Genomic DNA, 25,366 nt, shown 5'->3' on the forward strand with positions numbered 1-25,366 from the left:
TTATTTTTATCCAAACTTTAGTCTAAACCCTAAGGGTCTTAAAGATTCTTAGGGTTTTTCTATTTAAAACTATGAAAACTTACTTTCTCTTTTTCACTCTTTTTTTTCTTCCATCTCTTGCATTTTCACAAGCCCATGTAATGCGAAATTTTCAACCTTCGCCTTTTTTGGATACTACGGCTACTCATTCTACTGACAAAACCTACTTTGCAGTTACTAATTTTGCAGGACATAACTCTCGTGGTTTTCAGTCGACAGAAAACTCACAGGGTTGGAATGCACAGGTTTGTGGTATGTTGGATATTGTAAGGTGGAAAAGTAAAAAGAATGATATTGGACTTCATTCAATTACATTTTTTTCTTCCATTGAAGTCAATGCAAACGTATATAATAATATTGCTTTTAATCCTCGTGGAATTATCTTGCAAGAGAGTTTTGCGTACTTCAATAAAAAGAAAAACTATACGTGGAACGTTGGATTTACACACAAATCAAGACATGAAATAGACAGCGATTCTCCTCCCAACGATACTACTTCAAGAATTGGTTATCAGCCTACTTCAAGAGTTGCTATTCTCAACGGTTTTCATTTAGAGGCAGTTAGTGATAAAATAAATCTTTCACCTACTATCACTACAAATATTTGGGGAAGGGCAGAATATTATACTATTTCAGAAGATAGTCGTTTTCCTCGTTTTACAGAAGAACAAAGTTGGGATTATATGAGTGGAATGGTGCTTTTGGGTGGCAGAATTGATATAAAATTCAGTAAAAAAGAAAAAAATGTATGGGGATTTTATAATCGTTCTTGGGTAAATACAGCCATTTTTTCGAACAAAGTAAAAAAAGAAGGAGGCGAAAACTTCAAGTTTAATTACAGAATAGAATCAGGATTTGATTTTAAAGGACTAAAAGGAAAAGCAGATTTTTTCCTAGCAAGAGAACATTTCTTTGATGATTTGTCTAGTCCAAGACCAATTTCTTCATCAGTTTGGCTTATCGGAATTCGTGGTAGAGGTTTTTTATTTTTATGAAAATGGCATTTTTATAATATACTCAATATAAAAAAGACGGTTTTTTCTGTCAATTCTTACTTTCTTTCAAAAATAAAAACGTACCTTTGCACTTAGAATCCCCTCTATTACTATTCATTCTATTTTAAACAGAATTATTCAGCGTTACAAACTTCCATTTCAATCCCCAAAATGGCAATTTATAACTTTTCATAATTCGTAATTTAATTTCTTTGATGACAAAATCATATTCTAATTTTAGAAACCAAATAAAAACTATACTATTTGGTTTTTCTCTGCTTTTTACTTTATTCTTTTTTAGCACAAATACAGCAAATGCACAAGCATTTCGTACCACATGGGTAACTACTGATGGTACAATCACTATCCCTGCAGCCAATATGTCAGGATATAGTTATAATGTTACTTGGACGAATTTGACTAATCCAAGTGTTGGAAATGGTTCTATAAACCTAATAGGAAGCTATACTATAAGGGGGCTTTCAAATGGTGATACCTATGAACTCGCTATTACAGGAAGATTCCCTTACTTTAAAATGGATGGTAATATTAGAGAAAAAAATAAACTTCGTACTATAGAGGCTTGGGGCAACATTGAATGGACAAGTATGGAAAATGCCTTCAGTGGATGTCAGAATTTAACTTATAACGCAACTGATGTTCCAAATCTTTCAAGAGTAACTAACATGTCTCGTATGTTTAAATTTTGTGAGGTTTTTAATGGCAGTATTGGAAACTGGAATACGTCAAATGTGACAAATATGCGTGAAATATTTGCTTATGCATATTCTTTCAATCAGCCTATTGGAAACTGGAATACGTCAAATGTGACAAATATGCGTGAAATGTTTTATGGTGCTAGAATATTCAATCAGCCTATCGGAAACTGGAACACGTCAAATGTGACAGATATGCATGGTATGTTTAACTCAGCTAATTCCTTTAATCAGCCTATTGGAAACTGGAACACAGAAAATGTATCTCGTATGAGTTGGATGTTCGTTAGTGCTATATCATTCAATCAGCCTATTGGAAATTGGAATACATCTGCTGTAAGAAATATGAAATGGATGTTTACTAATGCATATTCATTTAATCAACCCATTGGAAATTGGAATACAGAGAATGTGACAGACATGAGGATGATGTTTTCAGGAGCCACTTCATTCAATCAACCCATTGGAAATTGGAATACAGAGAATGTGACAGACATGAGCCAGATGTTTGGATCACATTCACCCTACCGATTTTCAGGAGCCACTTCATTTAATCAACCCATTGGAAATTGGAATACATCTAGAGTAGTGCGTATGAATGATATGTTTAAAGATGCAACCTCTTTTAATCAATCTATTGGAAGTTGGGATGTTAGTAACGTCACAACTATGGCTAATATGCTAGATGGGTCTGGAATGAATACTTCAAACTACGATGCTACTCTAATAGGTTGGGCAGCACAAAGTGTACGGTCTAATATACCTCTAGGAGCTGATGGTTTGACTTATTGCAATGGTACAGCAGCACGAAGTGTTCTTACTTCTGCTCCTAACAGTTGGATTATTACAGGTGATTTAGTAAGTAGTGTAGGGGCAGCAATAAATAATATTACATTGCCACAAAATCAGTTTAATTTATGTCCAAATACATCTACTACTCTTGAAGCAGATGGAAATGGAGTAGTAACTTGGTACAATTCTCCTACGAATCCTGTTTCTATTCATACAGGAAGTAGTTTTACAACTCCTATTTTGACAGCAGATTCCACTTATTTTTATGTTCAAGATTCAGTTGCTGGTTGTGGAGTTAGTAATAGATTAGCAATACTGGTTACTACTTCATCCATGGAAAATATTACTCCACCTCAAAATCAGTTTGGAGTGTGTCTGAATGATACTACCGTTTTAGAAGTTAGTGGAAACGGAACAGTTTATTGGTACGATTCGCCTACAAATACGACACCTGTACACATAGGAACTCGTTTTACAACGCCAATTCTTACACAAGATTCTACTTATTTCTATGCTTTTGATTCTATTGCAGGTTGTAATAATGGGAGGTTAGAACTTTTAGTAACTGCTTTGCAATCATTAAATGCAGTTAGCAAAACAAATTATACGGCTTATTTAGATGCTAGTGGACAAGTGGAAATAGATGCAATTTTATTAGATAGTATAAGTTCAGCAGGTTGTGGTAATACGGTTGCTTCTTATCTTTATGATGATACAGGACTAGCTACTCGCTCTTTTTCTTGTATAGATTCTATTCAGAATGTAGTATTAAGAGTTACAGATAGTAATGGAAATACAGATACTTCATCTACAGTTGTTCACGTAAAAGACACTATTCCACCGACTTTCGCTACACGAGTTGTGCCTGTTCATTTTGGAGCTAGTAATCAAGCTGTTGTTCCAGTTAATTATTTTATCACAGCTTTGAATGATAATTGTACTGATTCTACTGATATTTCTGTTGTCTTTAATCACAATGGAAGAGATAGCGTAACACTCTACTGTGGTAGTAGTGCAATCAGAAATCTCCAATTAAGAGTTACTGATAGAGCAGGAAATGTAGTAATTCAACCTGTTCAGATTCGCCCAACTTCTTCTATTTATGATTTTAATGTAAATATAATTGGTGGAATATTTCGTCCTGATATACCTACAACAATTACAGTCTTAGCAAATAACTACTCTTGCGCTCCTAAGTCTGGCGAACTAAAAGTTACTTTGCCTAATGATGTAGCTTATAATTCAGCTTCCATTACTCCTAATAGAATTGTAGGAAATAATTTGTTTTGGGATGTTATAGATTTGAATTATGATAGAAATTTTATAGTTAGAATTTCTGTAACTCCAGATATTAGTCTAAATATTGGCGATGAAGTTTGTTTTTCTGGACATGTTACCCCTGAAGTAAATGATGTTACTCGTTTGAATAACCTAAAACAATACTGTTTTCCAATAGTAAATTCTTACGATCCAAATGACAAACAAGTCTATCCACAAGGAATTTGTGATGAGAAATTTACAAAACGTGAAGTAAATCAACCTCTTACTTATACCATTCGTTTCCAAAATACAGGAAATGCACCTGCTTTGAATGTACGAATTGCCGATTCATTGAGTAATTTATTAAATCGTCGTTCACTTAGAGTTGTAGCAACTAGCCATACAATGACTGTCGATACAACAGCAAATAATAATGTGATTAACTTTGTGTTTAATAACATTAATCTGCCTGATAGCACAACCAGTCCAGAGCTAAGTCAAGGATATGTTATTTTTGAGTTGAGTGAAATTGCAGCACATACTGATACTTCACGCATTGAAAATAGGTCATTTATTTATTTTGATACAAATGCTCCGATTATCACAAATACAGTCAAAAATACGATTGTTGATGTATTGCCTCAATGTAATCCTACAACTCCAAATCCACCGATTGCAGATTGTACTTTACCAACTAATTTGAGTACAGAAATTCTTACTTCTACTAGAGTAAAATTATTGTGGAATACGCCTTCAAACACAAATGCAGTTAATTATGAAGTATTGAGAAATGGACAGCGATTAGCTACTATTCCAGCTTCGAATTTGTCGTTTGTAGATTCTACTTTGACAGCAAACACACAGTACAATTATTCTATAAAAGCGATTTGTGGAAATAGTACTGCGACTTCAAATTCTGTTCAAGTTCGTACTCTTCCTTCTACTCCGATTTTACTTTCTGTTGTTGCAGCTTGTAAGGGCGAACGAGGAACAATAAATGTACAGAGTGCAGGTGCAACTTATAGAGTTTATGATTCTGAAACAGCATCTACACCACTTTTTGAAACGAATAATGCAAGTATCGAAACGCCAGTTTTGAGTGATTCTACAACATTTTATATTTCTGTTGTGATTAATGGACAAGAAAGCCAGCGTTTAGAAGCAGTTGTTCCAATCAAAGAAGTTTTTGAAGCTATTGTAGAGCAAGGAACTTTACTTGAAAGTTGTGCTACTGAATTTACACTCTCTGCTCAAAATGTAGATGGTGCAACTTACACTTGGTTTAGAGAAAATGTTCAAGTAGGAACAGAACGCACATTAACCACAACTTTTGAAGCTCGTTATAAAGTGGTTGTAATCAAAAATGGATGTTCTGATGAATCTGAATTTACGACTACTCGTTTTGTAGATGCTCCAACAGCAAGAATTGAGCAAGGAAATACAATTTCTTTCTGTGGAAGTGGAATATTAAATGCACAAGATACAAGCGCAAATGTAACCTACGAATGGATTTTAAATGGTGCTACTATTGGAAATGGCACAAGTATTTCAGTTTCAGAATCTGGAACTTATACTTTGAAAGCTAGTCAGCCTTCGTGTGCAGATAGCATAACTATTGCCGTTACTATCACGACTGCACCAACAAATGTAGTACTTACAGCAAGTAAAACAGCGATTTGTCCAAGCGAAGAAACTACTCTTTCAGCTACGACTGGTACAGGATTTACCTATCGTTGGTTTAGAAATAATACAGTTATTTCAAATACTTCTGCAACACTTTCTACTTCTGAAATCGGAACATATAAAGTAGAAATTACAACACAAGATGGTTGTAAAGTAACGACAAGTGAAGTAGAAATTACTCGTTTGTTAGTTAATCCAGCTATTTTGAGAATCAATACAGAAAATGGAAACGACAAAACGATTGATGTAACTTCACAAGATGCGATTGATTCGGTTATGTGGTTTAAAGATGGTGTTGCAATTCCTTCTTTTGCAAATCAAATTCTGATTACACCAACTGAAACAGGAAACTACAAAGCACAAGTAGTTTATGAAACAGGTTGTAGTTTTGAAACAGAAGAAAAAACCTTTACCGTTGGTGGAATAACAGGAATTGAAGAAGAGTCTGCAAAGATTTTTACGATTTATCCAAATCCAAATAACGGTTCGTTTAAAGTAGAATTTGCAACAACAACAAACCAAAAAACTAATCTTGTGTTGGTAGATGGATTAGGTAGAATTATTCATAGTCAAGAAATTGCAATGAATGAAAAAACACTTTCTATTACTCTTCCAAAAATAAGTGCAGGTGTTTATGTGGTTCAGATTGTTTCGGAAGGAAAAGTCTATACAAAACAGCTTGTTATTCAGTAATACAATCATTGAGTAAGTCAAAAGGCTTGCTTTTGACATTCATAATGTGAAAATAAATCAAAAAAGCCTTTACAAATCGTAAAGGCTTTTCTGTGTTTTTTACAAAGGAGATAAACAGTTATTGAAATTAAAACTTGATTTTTAACTGAATTTATCGGACTTTTGTCAGTATTTTAATAACAAAAGAAATTATAAACCAAAATTACTGGTATTACTGGTAACTGATTACTGATTACATGTTACAAATTGCACACATACAGGCACACAAAGAAGAGGTTATTGCAGCACTTCAAAAACGCCACTTTAGCAAAGCTACTGAGCTTGTCGAAAAGGCTATTTCTATCGATAATGAAAGAAGAACAACACAGTCCTCACTCAATGAATTACAAGCTGGTGCAAATGAAGTAGCAAAATCTATCGGTGTTTTGATGCAACAAGGCAAAAAAGAAGAAGCGAATCAAGCAAAAGAAAAAGCTGCTCAAAATAAACAGACAATCAAAGAATTAGAAGATAAATTAAAGGAATTAGAGAATGATTTGACAAATTGTTTGTATGAAATTCCAAATACTCCTTATAAAGATGTTGTTGTTGGAAAATCTTCAGATGATAATGAAATTATTGAGGAATGGGGAACTATTCCAACACTTGCAGATGATGCTGTTCCACATTGGGAGCTTATCAAAAAATACGATATTATAGATTTTGAATTGGGAAATAAAATCACAGGTGCAGGTTTTCCAGTTTATAAAGGAAAAGGAGCAAGACTTCAACGTGCTTTAATCAATTATTTTTTAGATGAAGCCATTGCAGCAGGTTATAGCGAAGTTCAACCTCCAATTTTGATAAATGAAGCATCAGGATATGGCACAGGACAACTTCCAGACAAAGAAGGTCAAATGTATGAAGCAACAGCAGATAATCTTTTCTTGATTCCGACAGCAGAAGTTCCGATTACAAATTTATACAGAAATGAAATTGTAAAAGAAAGTGATTTTCCTATCAAAATGACAGGGCATACGCCTTGTTTCCGTCGTGAAGCAGGTTCTTGGGGTGCAGATGTGCGTGGTCTGAATCGTTTACATCAATTTGATAAAGTAGAATTAGTAGTCATTGAACACCCAGAAAAATCTTATCAAAGATTGGAAGATATGCTTTCTCACGTAAAAGGACTTTTGGAAGCATTAGAATTGCCATACAGAGTTTTGCGTTTGTGTGGTGGCGATATGGGTTTCACTTCTGCTATGACGTATGATTTGGAAGTTTATTCGGCTGCACAAGGTCGTTGGTTGGAAGTAAGTTCGGTTAGTAATTTTGAAACTTACCAATCTAATCGTTTAAAACTTAGATATGAAGATAAAGATAAAAAGAAACATTTAGCGCATACTTTGAATGGTAGTGCGCTTGCTTTGCCACGTATTGTAGCTACTATTTTAGAAAATAATCAAACGACAGAAGGAATCAAAATCCCTAAAGTTTTGCAAGGTTATTGTAAATTTGAACAAATAGATTAATGTTTTTTATTCTAACGTAGGGCAAAGGCTTGCCTTTGACAAAATTTATTTTCGTGTCAAAGGCAAGCCTTTGCCCTACTAATGATTTTAAATCAAACAATCATTCAAAATTAGAGTTTAGTAATGGTATTTTTATTTTATCATTGATTAAACTCTACTTCTTTAATCATAATTTTTTCAACTCTTCTTATGAAAGGAACTTCATTTTTTCGTCTTTTTCTAGGTATTATTTGTTCTATCTTCCTTCTTTCAGCGTGTCAGAAAGGGGTTTCTACTCCTGCCGAACTTACCAAAAAGTATGGCGTAGAGGCTTTTGATTTTACATTTTTGAGTACAAAATCACATCTTTCTTTCCAAAATCAAAAACAAGAACTGGGAAGTAATGTAGATATGCGACTAGCAAAGGATAGTTTGATTTGGCTTTCTGCTCGTCCTGCTTTTGGTATTGAGGCTGCTCGTATGCTTATCCGTACTGACTCGGCTTTTTTGGTCAATCGCTTAGAAAAAAGCTATTCGGCTGTCGATATTCGTTCGCTTAGCAAACAAGTAAATTTTGATGGCGATTTTAAAATGCTTCAAGCTCTATTTTTGGGCAATGTTCCTCCTTTAGACCAAAGTATTACACCTGAAAAACAAGAAAAATATTTTGTCTTGAAACAAATCTATGAGCTTTTCGAAACTTCTATGTATGTGAGTAGAGAAAATAAAAAACTATCTAAAATTGCTGTCCAAGAAACAGAAGGTGGAATGAATAGCCTTTTTATAGATTATAGCAATTTCCAAACGTTAGAAGGACAAAAAATTCCTTTTAAAGTAAATGCAGTAGCTAATTTTTTTAATCAGAAAGAAAATAAAACTGACCAAACCAAAATTGAAATTGAACACAAAAGAATCAAATTTGAAGAGTCAGATCTTTCTTTTCCCTTTTCTATTCCTAGTAGTTATGATAAAAAGGAATTAGGGAAAAAATAAACTCATGTCGTTGGTGGAGACACCAACAACGGCAAGCGATAAACTCAATTACGAATTACGGATTAAAAATTACGTTTCAAAATTGTAATTCATAATTCGTAATTCGTAATTTTTAATCCGTAATTGAATTAATTATGTCATCAAAAGATAAAAACCTAAGCCTTCATTCAGAGAAATCTATTCAAGATATTGAAAAGAAACAATTTGCTATCGTGGTAGCAGAATGGAATGAAGAAGTAACAGAAGCACTTTATGAAGGAGCTTATAAAAAATTGTTAGAGTATGGTGCAAAAGAAAAAAACATACACCGTTATGATGTACCAGGGAGTTTTGAGCTTACTTTAGCAGCACAATGGGCAGCACAAAAAGCAGAAATTGATGCAGTTATTTGTTTGGGTTGTGTGATTCAAGGCGAAACTCGTCATTTTGATTTTATTTGTGATGCCGTAGCACAGGGAATTACAAATGTAAATCTTAGACATAACAAACCTGTAATTTTTGGAGTTCTGACACCTGAAAACCAACAACAAGCTCTTGACCGTGCAGGTGGAAAACACGGAAATAAAGGTGATGAAGCAGCTATTACAGCAATAAAAATGCTTGGTCTTCATACAACGATGACTAAACAAAAAGGTGGTATTGGTTTTAAATAAAGTCTTAATAAAGTAAGAAATTTGAATTGAAAGTCAGCATAACTAAATTTGCAGTTTTATTTACTTCTAAATTCTGACTTCATACTTCTGACTTTGTTTTTTGCATTTACTTCTAAATTCTAACTTCATACTTCTAAATTTGTATTTATGTGGCTAAAAATAGCTAATTTCATTCTAAAAAATAGATTGTGGCTTTTGCTTCTTCTTTTTGCTCTGACCGTTTTTATGGGATTTCAAGGCACAAAAGCAGAACTTTCTTATACCTTTTCGAAAGTTGTTCCTGATTCTGATGAAGATATTGTTTTTTTCAATCAGTTTAAATCACTTTTTGGACAAGATGATAATGTGGTTGTTTTGGGAGTAGAAGATGAAAAGCTATTTGAGCTAGAAAACTTTCAGAAGTGGCAACAACTTTTGTATGCTTTAGAGAAAATAAAATTTGAAAATAGAGAAAAAATTGAAGGGTTAGGAGATAGTGTAAATGCTGTTACAGGTGTGGTAGGACTTGGAAAGCTACCTTATCTTTACAAAAATCAAGATATTAAAAAATTCGAACCAAAATCTATTTTCCCCAAACAAGTACAAACACAAAAAGAGTTAGATAGTCTTTTAAAGTTTACCTCTCAAATAAAATTCTACGAAAATCAGCTCATAAACCCAGACAATAAAGCTTCTTTAGTCTTGGTTACGCTTCCTCCAAAAATTACGAGTACAATCTATAACCACGAAACGGTTATGAGAATTAGTGAATTAGGAAACAAGTTTTCAGAACAAACAGGTATCGAAATTCATTATGTAGGGCTTCCATTTTTGCGTGTAGCTATTTCGAATAAAGTAAAAGAAGAAATGGTTATTTTTCTTTCACTTTCTATCGCCATTACAGCGATTTTTATTTTTATATTCTTTCGTTCTTTTACCCCTGTTTTTGTTTCTCTGACTCTTATTACGATTGTTATTATTTGGACAATGGGGGTTTTTGGTATTTTGGGTTACAAAATAACCATTCTTACAGCTATTCTTCCTCCTGTTTTGGTCGTCATTGGGATTCCGAATTGTGTTTATTTTATTACAAAATATCATCAAGAATGTAACAAAAAAGGTAATAAAATAGATGCAATAAAATATGTAATCAAAAAAATTGGAATTGTTACACTGATTACAAATACTACAACTGCCATTGGTTTTTTAGTTTTGGTAAGTACACAAATAGGTATTTTGAGTGAATTTGGACTTTCTGCTGGCATCACTATTTTTGCGACTTTCTTTATCTCACTTATCTTTTTGCCAGTTGTGTTTTCTTACTTACCAATGCCAGAAGGAAGGCGAACCAAACATTTGAATAGAGGTGTTATAAATATTGTGCTTACAAAATTTGACTTTTTGATAGAAAATCACAGAACAATTATTTATGCAGTTACAATTTTGATTATTGTTCTTTCATCTATTGGACTTTATCAAATAAAGGCAAATTCATTTATGGTTGATGACTTGCCAAATGAAAGCAAAGAGAAAAAAGATATTGCTTTTATAGAAACCAATTTTAAAGGAACAATGCCTTTAGAAATAATAATTGATACAGGAAAACCGAAAGCCTATCGCAGAAGTCAGACATTAGAAAGAATAGAACAGATTGAAAGTTATGTAGATAGTTCGGCACATCTTTCTACTCCTGTTTCTTTAGTTACTTTTATAAAAGCTGCCAATCAAGCCTATTTTAATCAAAGCGAACAATCATATAATCTACCTGATAAGCGTACTGGAGCGTATGTGTTGCGTTATTTGAAAGGACAAAATGACCCAACAGCAATTTCTGCATCTTTTGTTGATAGTACCGAACAGATTTTGAGAGTTTCTTTGAAAGTAGCTGATATTGGTTCTTTGCGCTTGGATTCTTTAGTAAAAACGAGCTTACAACCCGAACTAGATAGTATTTTTGTTGATTCAATTGGTTCGACCAAAATGAGTGCACGAGTAACAGGCACAACACCTATTTTCTTGAAAGGAAATACCTATTTGATAGACAATTTGAAATGGAGTTTGTTTTTAGCTTGTTTTTTGGTAGCAATAATAATTGGTGCGCTTTTCCAAAATATACGTGTGATGATTATTGCTATTATTCCAAACTTAATTCCTCTTTTAGTAACGGCTGGGATTATGGGATTTTTTAATATTGCACTCAAGCCAAGTACAGCACTTGTCTTTAGTATTGTTTTTGGTATTGCTGTTGATGATTCACTTCACTTTTTGGCTCGTTTTCGTCAAGAACTTTTAGCCTTTGATTTTGATAGACATAAAGCTATCGATGTTGCACTGCGTGAAACAGGAAAAAGTATGATTTATACTTCTATAATTCTTTTTGCAGGTTTTATTATTTTTGCTTTTTCTTCTTTTGGTGGAACGGTTGCTTTAGGAGTTTTAACTTCAATAACTCTTTTGGTGGCAATGTTTACGAATTTGATTTTACTTCCTGCTTTACTTTTGACATTTAATGCAAATATTCGTCGTTCAAATCATCCTCCTATTGAAGATTAAATAAATAAAATTTTGTAGGGACAATGCATGCATTGTCCCTACGGAAATACATTACTTCTTCAATAACTTTGCGAGTTCATTCTGTGTGCTTTGCGTTTTGTCTTTTGCATACCAACTGTGTAAAGATTCTGAGAAACCTTTGAAATCTTCTGATTCAGGGTTTTGTTTTACTTTTTCTTTGTAATCTGTAACCAATTTTTGTGCTTCGGCTGGTCTTGCTCCCCAAGAATTGATTATTTTTAGTTTTGTAGTAGTGTCTGTTTTTTCTTCTTTTACAAAAATAAGTTTCGGAATTGCCCGTCCACCATTGGTCAAAAATTCATCTATCAAATCTGGATTTTCATCTCTCAAAAGAAATCGAATTTCTAATTTTTCTCCTGCTTCCTCTGCAATTTTATTCATGACAGGAACAATTTGAGCAGCATCTCCACACCAACTTTCTGTAAGAATTACCCAATAATATTTTTCATTTGACGGAAGGTTATTCAAAGCTGTTTTTACATTTTCATTTATTTTTGTGGTTTTGTCTAGCCTATTCATACGATACATATTCATGTTTGTGTATTCCAAAATTTCTGGACTATTATCACCATTTGTAGTAGTTCCTTTTTCTAAAAGTTCTTGTCCAAGTGTTCTGTATTCTTGATAGAACATTGATTTTGCTAAATAGCTTTTGTCTAAATAGTTCATAATGAGTGAGTTAGTTTTGATTTAATATGAATAAATGTTGATATGTTTGTATATGAACTAATACGCAATAATGACATATTTTGTTTTGATAAATTTCAACTTGGTTTGTTTTCTGTTCTTGTGTATCTAAAAGATATAAGTTGTTTAGTATTCTGAATAAAAAAATCCCATTACAAACCAGTTGTAATCGGATTCATTTTTAGCTGAAGTTGTTTAAAAATGATATTGCCTTTGTTGGTGTTTTAGCGTAGCGACACCAACAAGAAGACGTACAAAACTCATTCTTAAACAACTTCACTATAAAATTAATATGCAAGAGTTTATTGTTTTTTCATTTTGATTAACTTCTCTGCTGGTGGACGTAATGGAACACAAAAACCAATACTAAACATAGCACCTTGGTTTGTTATTTTATAATTATTATTTAATCCATTACGTGATGCATTTTCAAGAGTTGTATTTGCTTCTTCTGGAATATCAAAAGGGTCTGTTGCATTTTGGACAGTAGTAAGAGCTGAAATATACTCATTCAAACCTACTGAATTTTCTTTTGGTTTTTGAGCTACATTCATAAAACCATAGTAAGCACGAGCTTCTAAAGTAAGATATAAATAAGGAGTTAGTCCAACTAAATAACTAAAACCTAAATTAGCTCCTAAATCTGCTTGACGAACATCTAAAGGTTGTACATTTTCTGTGCCTTTTGCTCCACTTCCTACTAATAGACGAGCCGAAGGACCTGCTATAATATAAAAATGATTAGGGCTATTAGGCTTTATGCGAAGTTGTAACATAGGGTCAAATGAAAAATAATGCAATCCATAATTCTGACGCTGATTAAAGTTGATTGTATCTACTCTTCCCATTTGTACATAATTGAGTTCCATACGCAGACCAATAGTTTTGGTAAATTCTTTTCCTGCAAATGCCCCAAATTGTAACCCTGTGCGAAATTTGCCATTATTTGTTTCTGATTCTACACTAAGCTGTCCAGTTGTATCTGTTTTTATGGCATCAAAGGAAATAGGCGCACGAGCAACGGAAAGTCCTGTTTTAAAACCTGAATAAGAAAATCCTTGAGCTTGTAGTTGGTAAGTAAAAGCGAGGCAAAAAAGGAGGGAAAGAAAAAATGTTTTTTTCATAATAGTAGTCATAACTAAATTACTTTAATATATAGGATTTGAAATTTCTTTTTTTGTCGTTGATAGATTATACTTTTTAAAGTATGCCAAAAATAAGCAATACTCCCTAATTAAACGAGAGAATCTTAAAAAAATTGAATCAACTTCTTATTTTGTTTTTATTTTGTAGAAATAGTGTAAATATACATTTCATTTTTAATGATGTGATAGCATTTCAAACCAAACTGAAAGAAATAATTTATGCTTTCTTCTTTGTATTTTTTAGTTTGATTGGGTAAAATTATTTCTTTGTTAGTTTTAGTATAAAGTCCTTTTTTTATTGTTTTGTTTGTCTCTGTAATAAAAATAAACTCTCCTTTAAAAGAAATAGAGTTCCAATTTGGGTACTCTAATACTGTTTTGTAGTTCCCAAAGTTATCAAAAATCAAAATACCTTGTCCTTTTACACCCAAAAAAATCTGATTTTGATAAAATTGTAAATGCGAAATTGGATAATCTTCATCTTTTAAGATTAAACCCAAAGGTGTTTGAGATAAAATTTGTTTATTCAAAATATCATAGTTTTTCAAACTAAAATCAGATTCATCAAAAAACCAAAGTGTATTATTTGGTGAAGGAGCAAGCAAACGCACAAAACCAATTTCACCATATTGATTGCTTTCTATTTTATTAGAGATTTCATAGCGTTCTATTTCTGTCAGAAAACGATTCAGAATTACCCATTCTTGCAATTCTTGATAAAAAACAAACACTTGATTTGGATTTTGAACATTAAAAGTAGTCGGAACAATAGAAGAAGAAGGGGAAAAAAGAATTTCTACATTCCCCAAACTATCCAGACGCTGAATAACTCCTTTTTTATCACAAATATAAATTCTGCTATATGAATCAATACAGCTCAAAATAATTTCGTTTTCAAAGTGAGTTTTTTTCTGAAAAATCAAAGTATCATTTTGAGCAAAAACAAAATTAAAAAAGGTAAAATATATAAATAATAAAGGCAGCAAAAGTATATTTTTCATTTTAATTGAGTTTTCCAAATCTAAGTAAAAAACACTGTCAAATTTACGCTGCTTAAAAACAACTTTAATCGATAAGGACAAGTAATAAGCCAAAAAACTAGAAGCAAAAATAAATATTTCAAACTTTTTAATAAACCAAATGTTCTCCAAATATTCTTATGATATGAGAATGAATTAAAATTTCGTAACTCTAAAGTAAAAAAAATAAAATTTAAACGAGAATTTTTGTATTTTTACCTTTAATCAAAAAAAGTAGAAATCTAATTTAAAATACCTATTCGATGAAAGACATGATGAAAATGTTTGGTAAAGTGCGTGAAATGCAAGCCAAACTTCAAGAAGTGCAAGAAGAACTCATAAATATTACAGCCGAAGGAGAAGCTGGTGGTGGAATGGTAAAGGCAGTAGCTAATGGAAAAAAACAAGTTATTAAATTAGATATTGATCCAGATATTATAAAATCTGATGACAAAGAAATGCTGCAAGATTTGATAGTCGCAGCCGTGAATAAGGCTTTAGAAGGAGCAGAAGAAAAAAGTAAAGAACACATGCAAAAAAGTACAGAAGGAATGATGCCTAATATCCCTGGAATGGATTTGGGAGGAATGGGAATGTAATTACTCACTCAATAACCTCAACGACGGCAGAGCCTCGTTGACGGTTCAAAAGCAAAAGGAGAAGTGAGCAGGGCAGGGATGTCATTCATTGACGGGCTTGTACCTGTGTTTTCTCTCCTTATTTTATTAAAAACAAAAAAGTCTATTTCAAAATAATATTTGAAATAGACTTTTTTATGGAAAATTATCATTCAAAATTTATTCATGATAACTGATAACTGTTTTTTTACTTCTTATCACTTTTATCTTTCCATTTCAAAGAATAAATATCAGTACGACGATCTTTCAGATTTCGAACACTTCCATGACTGTGTAATTCTTTCAATAAATCAAGATTTACATCGGCAATCATTGTCATTTCTGTATTTGGAGTTGCTTCTGCAATAATGGCATTATTAGGAAAAGAATAATCAGAAGGCGAAAAAACAGCCGATTGAGCAAACTGAATATCCATATTTTTTACCTTTGGAAGGTTTCCTACACTACCAGCAATCGCTACATAACACTCATTCTCAACAGCACGAGCTTGCGAACAAACACGTACACGCATATAACCGTTTTGCATATCAGTAGAGAAAGGAACAAACAAAATTTGCATTCCTTCATCAGCCATCATACGAGAAAGCTCTGGAAACTCTGAATCATAACAAATCAAAATACCAATTTTTGCTACATCTGTTTCAAAAACTTTTACTTTATTTCCACCTACCATTCCGTAATCATTTACTTCACTTGGCGTAATATGAATTTTGTACTGTACATCCCACGTTCCATCACGACGACACAAATAAGAAACATTGTACAACTTTCCGTTTTCATACAAAGGAAGACTTCCTCCAATAATATTTACATTATAAGAAACAGCATAACCAACCAGTTTGTCTCTAACTTCTTCGGTATATTCTGCTAGTTTTCGAATTGCCTTTGCTGTATCCTCTTCATTGAATTCTGCCATTAAAGGAACATTAAAGAATTCAGGAAAAAGAACAAAATCGGCACGATACGAACTAAGTGCATCTACAAAAAACTCAACATTTTCAAAAAATGATTCTACTGATTTTACGTTACGCATCTGCCACTGAACAACACCAATACGAATAACTTCTTTGGGTTGGTTTACAAGAGTAGGTTTTTCTTCGTAGTAAATATTATCCCACTTCAAAAGACTTGCATACGCTTCTGATTCTTTGTCATCTGGTAAATAATTACGCAATACTTTCTTTACATGAAAACCATTACTCAACTGAAAAGTCAAAACTGGGTCATAAATTTCTTTCTGACGTACTTTCTCTAGATATTGTCTAGGTGTTACCGAATCGGAGTATTTGCTAAAATTTGGCATACGCCCACCAGCAATAATTCCTTTAAGATTTAAGTTTTCACAGAGTTCTTTGCGAGCATCATACAAACGCCTTCCCAAGCGCATATTTCGGCTATTTGGATTTACACTTACCTCAATTCCATATATTACATCTCCATCATCATTATGATTCACAAAATTATCTCTTACGATATCATGATAAGTATGATTATCTCCAAATTTAGAATAATCAATTACCATACTTAGTGCATAAGCAATTACTTTTCCTTTGTCTTCTATACAAATCTGACCTTCTGGAAACATTTCAAGCAATTTCATAATTGACTCTTTCGTCCACGCTTGATCTTTCGCATAAATCAGTTTTGATATTTCTTCAATATCGACTGCATCAGTTGGTTCAACAGTACGCAGTTTTAATACGTGTTGTTCAGTTTCGAAAGTCGATATAACATTTTCTTTTTTATCTATTGACATAAAAGTAAGTTAAAAATTTAATTTTCTATTAGTAAAGCTACTAATTTAGGTTAAAAAACACAGAACTACGAATTGTTCTGTAAAATGACTGTACAAATGATTATTTTTTTAAAGTCTCTTTGTAGAGTATTGTGTATATTTGCAATCTCATTTTTTTGACTCACTTTCCAAAAAAAAAACGGAATAATGAGTAATTAAGTGCATTTATAAAAGCACGCAAAAGTACACTTTATTTAAAATAAAACCTTTATTATTTCAGATTGTTTTCAATAATTATTAAGTGATTAAAATACAAATTTATTTTTTTATAAAAATATTTTTTTAGTGTTATTTTGTTATACAAATAATTATTAACTGACAATTATCTATTCTAATATGTATCAATCTTATCTTTCAGAAGCTAATCAAGCCTTTTCAAAATTCAAAAACCAATCTCGTTTGATTGCTACTATTCGCTTGATTTATTTTTTTGCTGCTTTGGTAATTCTTTATTTTTTAATTCCTAAAGGTTGGCAAATTGTAACAGGAGCTAGTTTTGTATTATTTGCAGGCTTTATTTTTCTAGTAAAACTCTATCAAAAATCCGAACAAAAAAGAAACTACTGGAAAACTAGAATCAAACTTTTAGAAACAGAAAATGAAAGATTAGAATATAACTTCGAAAATCTTGATGATGGAATGGAATTTTATGATGTTCTGCACGCTTACATCAAAGATTTAGATATTTTCGGACAAACAAGCCTTTTTTCTTATATCTCACGCACACATACAAGCGTAGGAAGAAGTTTTTTGGCAAATTGGCTTTCAGAAAAAACAGACGAAAAAACAATTACTAAAAGACAAGAAATTGTAAAAGAATTAGCAGAAGAAACAAAACAAGCAACAGAATTGCGATTAAACTTACAGACAACAGCACATTTAAATGAAGAAACTTCAAACCAATATTTACAATTAAAAAAATGGCTTCAATCAGAAGATACTTTCTTAGAAAATAAAGTCTTGAATATAATTCGTTTTGTACTCCCTGTAATTACTGTTGTGAGTTGGATTGCTACATTTATGGGATTTGTTACTTACATTCTGCCTGTTTTTCTTTCTTTGGCTCAACTCGGAATTGTGGGAAGTATGTTTCCAAAACTACAACTGACTTATGATACCGTAGGAAAAAATATTTCTTTTCTTCAAAAATATGCTTCTTTGTGGGAAATTATAGAAAATGCTACTTTTCAAAAAGAAGAAACGAAGACGTTACAAAATGAACTGAAAGGAAGTTCGAAGGCAGCTCAAGAATTAGCCAAAACATTAGAATTATTTGAATATAGAATGAATGGAGTTGCTTTTATGTTTTTGAATGGAATGTTTTTGTGGGATATTCATTTTGCTATAAAATTGGAAAAATGGAGAAAAGAACATAAAAATGACACGCCAAAATGGGTAGAAACGCTGGCAGAATTTGAGGCTTTATTTAGTTTGGCTTCTTTTTCATTCAATCATAAAGAATATATTTTTCCTACCATTTCTGTTTTAAATAATAACGGAAGTGAACAAAAAATAACAGAAAATGCTTTTGAAATCGTAGAAATGGCGCATCCACTTCTAAAACAAGAGGTCAGAATAGCAAATGATTTCACAGCAAAAAATATACGTGAAATTGCCTTGATTACAGGCTCAAATATGGCAGGAAAAAGTACATTTTTGAGAGCGTTGGGAATAAATATGGTTTTGGCGTGTGCTGGTGCGCCTGTGTGTGCTACAAAGTTTGATTTTGTGCCGATGCTTATCAGTAGTAGTATGCGTATTATTGATTCACTAGAAAAAGGAGAGTCTTCATTTTTTGCAGAACTCAAAAGACTAAAACAAATTTTGGATATTTTGGAAGAAGCTGATAAAAAAGGAGAATATAATTTGGTTCTTTTAGATGAAATTTTGAGAGGAACAAACTCTAAAGACCGTTATTTAGGTTCTGTTGCCATTATCAAACAGCTTTTAAAACTTCCTGCAACGGCTTTTATTGCTTCTCACGATGTAGAATTATCAAAATTAGAAGCCGAGTTTCCAAACAAAATTACAAACTATGCCTTTGAAGTAGAAAATATGGAAACAGGTCTGCATTATCCCTACAAAATCAAAAAAGGAGTGTGTCAGAATACAAATGCCGTATTTTTGATGCAAAAAATGGGAATTGAAATGTAAATTTTATCTAATCCTCGTTGACGGTTCATTTGACCTCAACGACGGTTAAAGATAGTAAGATTTTTTCAACCGTCAACGAGTCTTCACCGTCGTTGAGGATTTAAACTAATTATGAAACTTCTAACCTACCACTATTCAAAAAAGGAAATAACAGAACGATTTGAGAAAGTCCGTCAGCAAGTTTTTATTCAATCTAAGCAAATAAAAACGGATAATTTTGGGCTTGTTTCGAATAATGATGTAAAGTTGATTTTTGAATTATATGACACTTATTTTTTTGATAATTACTTTAAAGAAAATAAAGTAATTGATAGAATGGCTTTTGATTTTTCCAAAAAAATGACTTCGGCAGGAGGAAAACTGATGTATTATAAGGTTACAAAACACAATCCGATTCAGTTTAGAATGCGTATTTCGGCGTATTTGATTTTTAATTCTTTCAAAGAACAAACAAATAATAAAACTATTAATTTAGCAGGTTTTCAGACCAAAAACCGTTTGGAAGCACTCCTACACGTCATCGAACACGAAATTATTCATTTGATAGAGTTTATAGCCTTTAATGATTCTAGCTGCAAAAAAGGTAATTTTAAAAAACTAGCTAATTCTATTTTCGGACATACAGCCTTTACACACCAACTTCTGACTGGGAAAATGGAAGCTCTAAAAGAATATGATTTGAGAGTTGGCGACTGGGTAAAATTTACTTTTGATGGAAAATCTCATACAGGAGTAATACACCGAATCACGAAACGAGCAACTGTGATGGCATTGGATGCAACTGGAGAATATAAAGACAACAAAGGAAGTCGTTTTACAAAATTTTATATTCTTTTGAAATATTTGAAGAAATTAGATAAAAAACCAATTTAGAAGTTGTGAGTTATTAATGGTAAATTATGAATAAATACAAAATTTTGATTTCATAAAAAGAAAAGTTTAAACAGCTTCAAAGTCAAATAATTATCTCACAACACCTAAAACCCCCTTTATTTTGAATCAACTCTCAAAAAGTCGTAGTCCTTATTTACTCCAACACGCTCAAAATCCTGTTCATTGGCAGATGTGGAACAATGAAACACTACAAAAAGCAAAACAAGAAGACAAACCTATTTTGGTCAGTATTGGTTATTCGGCTTGTCATTGGTGTCATGTGATGGAACATGAGAGTTTTGAAAATGAAGCTGTTGCAAAGGTAATGAACGAATATTTTTTTTGTATAAAAGTAGATAGAGAAGAACGCCCAGATGTAGATGCGATTTATATGGAAGCTGTCCAAATGATGGGCGTTTCGGGTGGCTGGCCATTGAATGTTTTTCTGACGGCTGATGCAAAACCGTTTTGGGGAGGAACTTATTTTCCTGCTAATCAATGGGTTGATATTGTGCAGCAAATCGGAAAAGCCTATCAAAATCAAAGAGGCGAAGTAGAAGAATCGGCAAATAAAGTAACTAAAGTATTGTCTATTTCTGCTTTGGAAAGATACAACTTAAAAGATGTTCTAGTTCAAGCGTCGACGCTTGAACTAGATACTATTTTAGAAAAAGCCTTTGAAAGTTTCGAAAAGCATTTTGATACAGAATTTGGTGGAGTTGGTCAAGCTCCAAAATTTCCTATGCCCTCTTATTATTTATTTTTACTTCGCTATTATGATTATCTGAATAAAAAAAATATAACAAATCCTATAAAAATTAAAGTTCTATCACAAGTACATCTCACGCTCAATAAAATGGCTCAAGGTGGAATGTACGACCAAATTGGAGGAGGTTTTGCTCGTTATTCGGTGGATAGAGAATGGTTTGCTCCTCATTTTGAAAAGATGCTTTATGATAATGCTCAATTACTTTCTTTGTATGCAGAAGCCTATACAATTACAGAAAACTCAGAATCTGACTATAATCAAAGACAAGTTTATAAAGAAATAATAGAACAAACTACGGAATTTTTGACAAGAGAATTACAAGATAAAAGTAACACAAATAACGGTTTTTATTCTGCTTTAGATGCTGATAGCGAAGGTAAAGAAGGTAAATTTTATACGTGGACAATCGATGAAATAGAACATATTTTTGCAAATCATACCTTCAAAAATTCTGAAAATCAAGACGAAGACCTACAATTATTCAAAAAATATTATTCCGTTACTTCAATAGGAAACTGGGAAAGTCCACATGCTACCGAAGGAGCAAATATTTTGTATAGAAAAGATACAGATGAAGAATTTGCAAAAGAAAATGAAATTCAGTTAGGTGTTTTGAAAAGCAAAGTAAAAGAATGGCAAAATCATTTTTTAGAAGTCCGAAAAAACAAAGTTCGTCCTAGTTTGGATGATAAAATACTGACTTCTTGGAATGCACTTTTGATAAAAGGTTTTTGTAATGTGTATTCTTCTTTAAATGCTGCTTCAAATGATGAAAAAGAGAATGCAAAGTATTTAGATTTAGCTTTACAAACGGCTGAATTTATAGAAAATAATCTTTTTGATAAAGAAAACACATCAAAATTATATCATACTTTTAAAAATGGAACTGCCGAAATTGATGGTTTTTTAGAAGATTATGCGCTTTTGATTGAATCGTATATTGCACTTTATCAGATTTGTTTTGATGAAAAATGGCTTTTGCGTGCCGACGAACTAACAAAATATGTCTTTACTAATTTTTATGACAAAGAAGAAAGATTGTTTTATTTTAGTGACCAATTAGGAAGTGAAAAATTAGTCGCCCAAAAGAAAGAAATTTTCGATAATGTAATTTCGTCTTCCAACTCTGTAATGGCTACCAATCTTTATTTTTTAGGGATTTTACTAGAAAATAATTTGTACAAAGAAACAAGCAAAGAAATGTTAGGAAAAGTAGCTTCTTTGATTGCAGCCGAACCACGACACGTTTCGAACTGGGCATCACTTTTTACGTATTTTCTCACTCCTACTCCAGAAATAGCGATTGTAGGCGAAAAGTATAAAGAAACTGTAAAAGAAATTTCTGCATTTTATATTCCAAATAAAATAATTGTGGCTGTCAAAAATGAAGAAGAAGGACAAAAATCTGCCTTACCACTTTTAGAAATGCGACCAACATTGAATAATAAAACGACAATTTATGTGTGTAAAAACAAAACGTGTCAGTTGCCAGTAAATAGTGTAACAGAGGCTTTGAATCAGATTTAATCTAATAAAATAGTAGTCTTTGCTTACTTTTTCTAGTAATTCATTATTTTGTAAATAGATAAGAAGGGATTTTGTCATCATCACGTTCATTGTACCAAGAAATAGACTGAATAAGCCAATTACCTTTTGCACAAATAAGTTGAATGCTATTTATTCCTTGTGTAGTTGGCTGTCCATTTAGTTCAATTTTATTGGCAAAAATACTGAAACGCTGTGCTATTTTTCCAAAAATTTGTGTACGATGCGACATTTCTTGTGTGAAAAGTTGAGGAATGTTATGTTGTTGTATCTGCACTTCCAAAACTTGTGCAAAAGTACGAACATCTAAAAACATAGGGGCATCAAGATTGGCATTAATAAACTGTGCGCTACTTGTAAAACAATCATGAAAGTTTGACCAGTTTGGTTCTATTCCTTCTGAAAAGGACATACTATTATACAATAAGTCTATTCGTTTTTGAATAGCTTCTTCTTTATTTTTATACAATAATGAGAAATCAGTAGTTGATTTTTTTTCTGATTTTTTTTCGAATTCTTTCATATAAGGGGGTTATTCTCTTCTAAAAATTGCTATTTCTAACTGGACACAAGGTTAAAATAAGAGAAAGTAAAATTAACACAAAAATTACTTTATTGTAGTCTTTTAATGATTTTTTTGAGATAAAAAAGTGTGGTTATCTGACAATTTTTGTGGAGCGTGTAACATGGGTAGTTAAATTACAGCTCATTAATACACTTATTTACCTTTCTGTAGGAACTTGATATTGGTAGCATTTAGAATAGGTAGTAAAAAATGCTATACAACTCCTACGGAGTATATGAGTTTTAACGTTTCTATTTTTCTACCAATATAAAACTCCTAATGGAGTAAAAATCAAAATTTCACAAAAAATAATATTATCTATTCATTCATTTGCTTTTTCCATTCAAAATATCCCAAAACTGCCAAAACTAAAAATACAGAATATAGTCCTGTTGTAAAATAAAGCTCTTTGTAATAATAAATTCCTACACAAACAACATCAATAACAAACCAAAAAATCCAGTTTTCTACCCAACGTTTGGCAAGTTGAAACTGTCCTACGACACTAAAAGATGTTGTAAAAGCATCAAAATAAGGAACAGAAGCATTTGGTAACGTAGAAAACCAAGCTCCAAAACCAAAAACTCCTGCAATACCAACTACCATACTTATTACCCAAAATTTGATAGGCATGTGAGTAATTGGAAGTTCTGTATTTTCTTCTTTAGCCATTTTATCATCATAGAAGTTTTCAGAGTTTAATTCTTCTATTACATTTTTATCTAAAATTGAAGACTCAGAGGATAATTTAGTGATTTTTTTTGCTTTATTTCTTTTACTTCTACCTCCAAAAAGCCAATGATACCAACCCCAAATACTAACCACAAAATAAAAAGCACTCAAAATAGAATCTCCATACAAACCTGATTCAAAAAAAATATAGATATACGGAACAACACTTACAATTCCAAAAAACCAACCCCAATGGTTATTTCTTGTATTGAGCCAAACACAAACAAGTCCAGTAAGAGCTGCGAAAAGTTCTAGTTTATGAGAAAAAAAATAGGTTAGAAATGATTCTAAGAGTTGTTCCAAAGCAAATTTTGTATTTTGTGTAAAAAATAATTTCAAAAATGAATTGCAAAGTTAAGAGTTGAAGATTAAGAAAAAACACTTCTTTGTGAAAATGATTCTAAATAGCCATTTTTACGATTAAAAAAGTCTTATTATTAGTAACTTTGTGATATATTTTTATCAAAAAATCAATTTATTAAACATTCTTACAACACCATTTTTATTATATGCAAACTATTTTTGTTCCTTTAGATTTTTCTGAAAACTCATTACAAGCACTCCGTCATGCGATTGAGCTTGCCAAAACATCCGATTCAAAAATTATTGTTTTTCATTCTTATCAACCTCCTCAAATGGGTGGTGGTAGTTTTACAGGCAAAAGAAAACTTACAGACCTTGGCAAACAAGAAGCCGAAGATAATATGTACAAAGTGGTGATGCGCTTAAAAGAAACTGAACCAGACTTGGATTTCGAACACTTGGTAGTAGATGGAGATCCTATGCAACGCATTCTTTTTTATTCAGAAAAAGAAGAATCTGATTTGATTGTGATGGGTACAAAAGGTGCAAGTGGACTGACAGAGGTTTTCTTGGGAAGTGTTGCTGCCAAAGTTATTAAGGATGCCTCTTGTCCTGTGGTTATTGTTCCTGAAGAAAGTCTGAAAGGTACTTACGAAAGAATTGTTTATGCGACATCACTTATTGCAGATGATAAAGGTGTCTTGAATTATCTAAAAGGTTTAGCTACGGATTTCAAAGCAAAATTAGAATGTATTCATATAGAAAAAGATGCTGAAACAAACGCTAAGTTTCAAGCCTTTGGAAGAAATTATACAGAAATAAGTGCAGACAATAATTATGTAAGTTTCAAAACTATTCCTAAACAAGAAGAAGGAGATCAAGTAGAAGATGTTTTATTAGAATATATTAAAGAAAACCCTCTTACTTTGTTGGTTATGCTGCGTCGTGAACGTGATTTTGTACAACGTCTTTTTGGTCATAGTGTTACCAAAAAAATGGCATATCATGCAGAAAGTCCTCTTTTGATTATGAGAGCTGCTGACAAAATAGAATTTTAATTTTGACAGAACGGTTTGCTCTACCTCTACACCGAACTGTTTAGTTTTACAATTATGTTTGTTACTAAGTAACTGGGCAAAATTATTTATAGGTTAACGAAATTTGTCTGACACCTCAAAAGTGTCTTGACAGTTTAAATTTCCATTTTCTAATTCTTTTTTAGATATGTTTTATTTTGCTCAGTTCCTGCTGTACCTTACTTTTTTTATTAAACA

At 32.1% G+C, this 25,366-nt stretch carries 17 protein-coding genes; 11 read left to right on the forward strand and 6 right to left on the reverse strand.

Annotated features, from left to right (window positions below):
• Nucleotides 1-71: 71 nt before the first annotated feature.
• The 6 genes from ACE193_RS00285 to ACE193_RS00310 all read left to right on the forward strand — a co-directional run bounded on the left by ACE193_RS00285 (nucleotide 72) and on the right by ACE193_RS00310 (nucleotide 11,846).
• A complete protein-coding gene (locus ACE193_RS00285) occupies nucleotides 72-1,034 on the forward strand; it encodes a hypothetical protein (protein WP_375561023.1) in 963 nt (320 codons plus the stop codon).
• A 215-nt stretch (nucleotides 1,035-1,249) separates the two neighbouring features.
• Nucleotides 1,250-6,178 (forward strand): BspA family leucine-rich repeat surface protein, encoded by a 4,929-nt coding sequence (locus ACE193_RS00290; RefSeq protein WP_375561024.1) that lies wholly within the window; start codon nucleotides 1,250-1,252, stop codon nucleotides 6,176-6,178.
• A gap of 236 nt (nucleotides 6,179-6,414) precedes the next feature.
• Complete coding sequence (gene serS / locus ACE193_RS00295) at nucleotides 6,415-7,689, forward strand: serine--tRNA ligase (protein ID WP_375561025.1); 1,275 nt, start codon at nucleotides 6,415-6,417, stop codon at nucleotides 7,687-7,689.
• 189 nt (nucleotides 7,690-7,878) lie between these two features.
• The gene (locus ACE193_RS00300) at nucleotides 7,879-8,661 is read left to right on the forward strand and encodes a DUF4292 domain-containing protein (RefSeq protein ID WP_375561026.1); all 783 of its coding nucleotides are present in this window, start codon (nucleotides 7,879-7,881) and stop codon (nucleotides 8,659-8,661) included.
• A gap of 134 nt (nucleotides 8,662-8,795) precedes the next feature.
• Nucleotides 8,796-9,314 (forward strand): 6,7-dimethyl-8-ribityllumazine synthase, encoded by a 519-nt coding sequence (ribH, locus tag ACE193_RS00305; RefSeq protein ID WP_375561027.1) that lies wholly within the window; start codon nucleotides 8,796-8,798, stop codon nucleotides 9,312-9,314.
• 147 nt (nucleotides 9,315-9,461) lie between these two features.
• Nucleotides 9,462-11,846, forward strand: a complete 2,385-nt coding sequence (locus ACE193_RS00310) for an RND family transporter (RefSeq protein ID WP_375561028.1) — start codon at nucleotides 9,462-9,464, stop codon at nucleotides 11,844-11,846.
• 51 nt (nucleotides 11,847-11,897) lie between these two features.
• Here ACE193_RS00310 and ACE193_RS00315 read toward each other — a convergent pair whose 3' ends face one another.
• The 3 genes from ACE193_RS00315 to ACE193_RS00325 all read right to left on the reverse strand — a co-directional run bounded on the left by ACE193_RS00315 (nucleotide 11,898) and on the right by ACE193_RS00325 (nucleotide 14,700).
• Entirely contained in the window at nucleotides 11,898-12,536 is a 639-nt protein-coding gene (locus ACE193_RS00315) for a thioredoxin family protein (protein ID WP_375561029.1), read from the reverse strand.
• A gap of 320 nt (nucleotides 12,537-12,856) precedes the next feature.
• Complete coding sequence (locus ACE193_RS00320) at nucleotides 12,857-13,678, reverse strand: porin family protein (protein WP_375561030.1); 822 nt, start codon at nucleotides 13,676-13,678, stop codon at nucleotides 12,857-12,859.
• 158 nt (nucleotides 13,679-13,836) lie between these two features.
• Nucleotides 13,837-14,700, reverse strand: a complete 864-nt coding sequence (locus ACE193_RS00325) for a hypothetical protein (protein WP_375561031.1) — start codon at nucleotides 14,698-14,700, stop codon at nucleotides 13,837-13,839.
• Nucleotides 14,701-14,981: 281 nt separating this feature from the next.
• On the opposite strand from ACE193_RS00325, the gene ACE193_RS00330 reads away from it, so the two are divergent.
• On the forward strand, nucleotides 14,982-15,317 hold the full coding sequence (locus tag ACE193_RS00330) for a YbaB/EbfC family nucleoid-associated protein (protein WP_375561032.1): 336 nt from the start codon (nucleotides 14,982-14,984) through the stop codon (nucleotides 15,315-15,317).
• A 226-nt stretch (nucleotides 15,318-15,543) separates the two neighbouring features.
• Here ACE193_RS00330 and ACE193_RS00335 read toward each other — a convergent pair whose 3' ends face one another.
• A complete protein-coding gene (locus ACE193_RS00335; RefSeq protein ID WP_375561033.1) occupies nucleotides 15,544-17,112 on the reverse strand; it encodes a GNAT family N-acetyltransferase in 1,569 nt (522 codons plus the stop codon).
• Between the two features lie 375 nt (nucleotides 17,113-17,487).
• Between ACE193_RS00335 and ACE193_RS00340 the strand changes: the two genes are divergently transcribed.
• From ACE193_RS00340 to ACE193_RS00350, 3 genes are all read left to right on the forward strand, one after another.
• Complete coding sequence (locus tag ACE193_RS00340) at nucleotides 17,488-19,305, forward strand: hypothetical protein (RefSeq protein ID WP_375561034.1); 1,818 nt, start codon at nucleotides 17,488-17,490, stop codon at nucleotides 19,303-19,305.
• A gap of 111 nt (nucleotides 19,306-19,416) precedes the next feature.
• The gene (locus ACE193_RS00345) at nucleotides 19,417-20,178 is read left to right on the forward strand and encodes a SprT-like domain-containing protein (protein WP_375561035.1); all 762 of its coding nucleotides are present in this window, start codon (nucleotides 19,417-19,419) and stop codon (nucleotides 20,176-20,178) included.
• A 121-nt stretch (nucleotides 20,179-20,299) separates the two neighbouring features.
• Nucleotides 20,300-22,474 (forward strand): thioredoxin domain-containing protein, encoded by a 2,175-nt coding sequence (locus ACE193_RS00350; RefSeq protein WP_375561036.1) that lies wholly within the window; start codon nucleotides 20,300-20,302, stop codon nucleotides 22,472-22,474.
• A 43-nt stretch (nucleotides 22,475-22,517) separates the two neighbouring features.
• Here ACE193_RS00350 and ACE193_RS00355 read toward each other — a convergent pair whose 3' ends face one another.
• Nucleotides 22,518-23,015 (reverse strand): hypothetical protein, encoded by a 498-nt coding sequence (locus ACE193_RS00355; RefSeq protein WP_375561037.1) that lies wholly within the window; start codon nucleotides 23,013-23,015, stop codon nucleotides 22,518-22,520.
• A gap of 360 nt (nucleotides 23,016-23,375) precedes the next feature.
• On the reverse strand, nucleotides 23,376-24,128 hold the full coding sequence (pnuC, locus tag ACE193_RS00360; RefSeq protein WP_375561038.1) for a nicotinamide riboside transporter PnuC: 753 nt from the start codon (nucleotides 24,126-24,128) through the stop codon (nucleotides 23,376-23,378).
• A gap of 170 nt (nucleotides 24,129-24,298) precedes the next feature.
• On the opposite strand from pnuC, the gene ACE193_RS00365 reads away from it, so the two are divergent.
• The gene (locus ACE193_RS00365) at nucleotides 24,299-25,150 is read left to right on the forward strand and encodes a universal stress protein (protein ID WP_375561039.1); all 852 of its coding nucleotides are present in this window, start codon (nucleotides 24,299-24,301) and stop codon (nucleotides 25,148-25,150) included.
• Nucleotides 25,151-25,366 lie beyond the last annotated feature (216 nt).

It is taken from the genome of Bernardetia aquimarina (genome assembly GCF_042180575.1).
In the GTDB taxonomy this organism is placed as follows: domain Bacteria; phylum Bacteroidota; class Bacteroidia; order Cytophagales; family Bernardetiaceae; genus Bernardetia.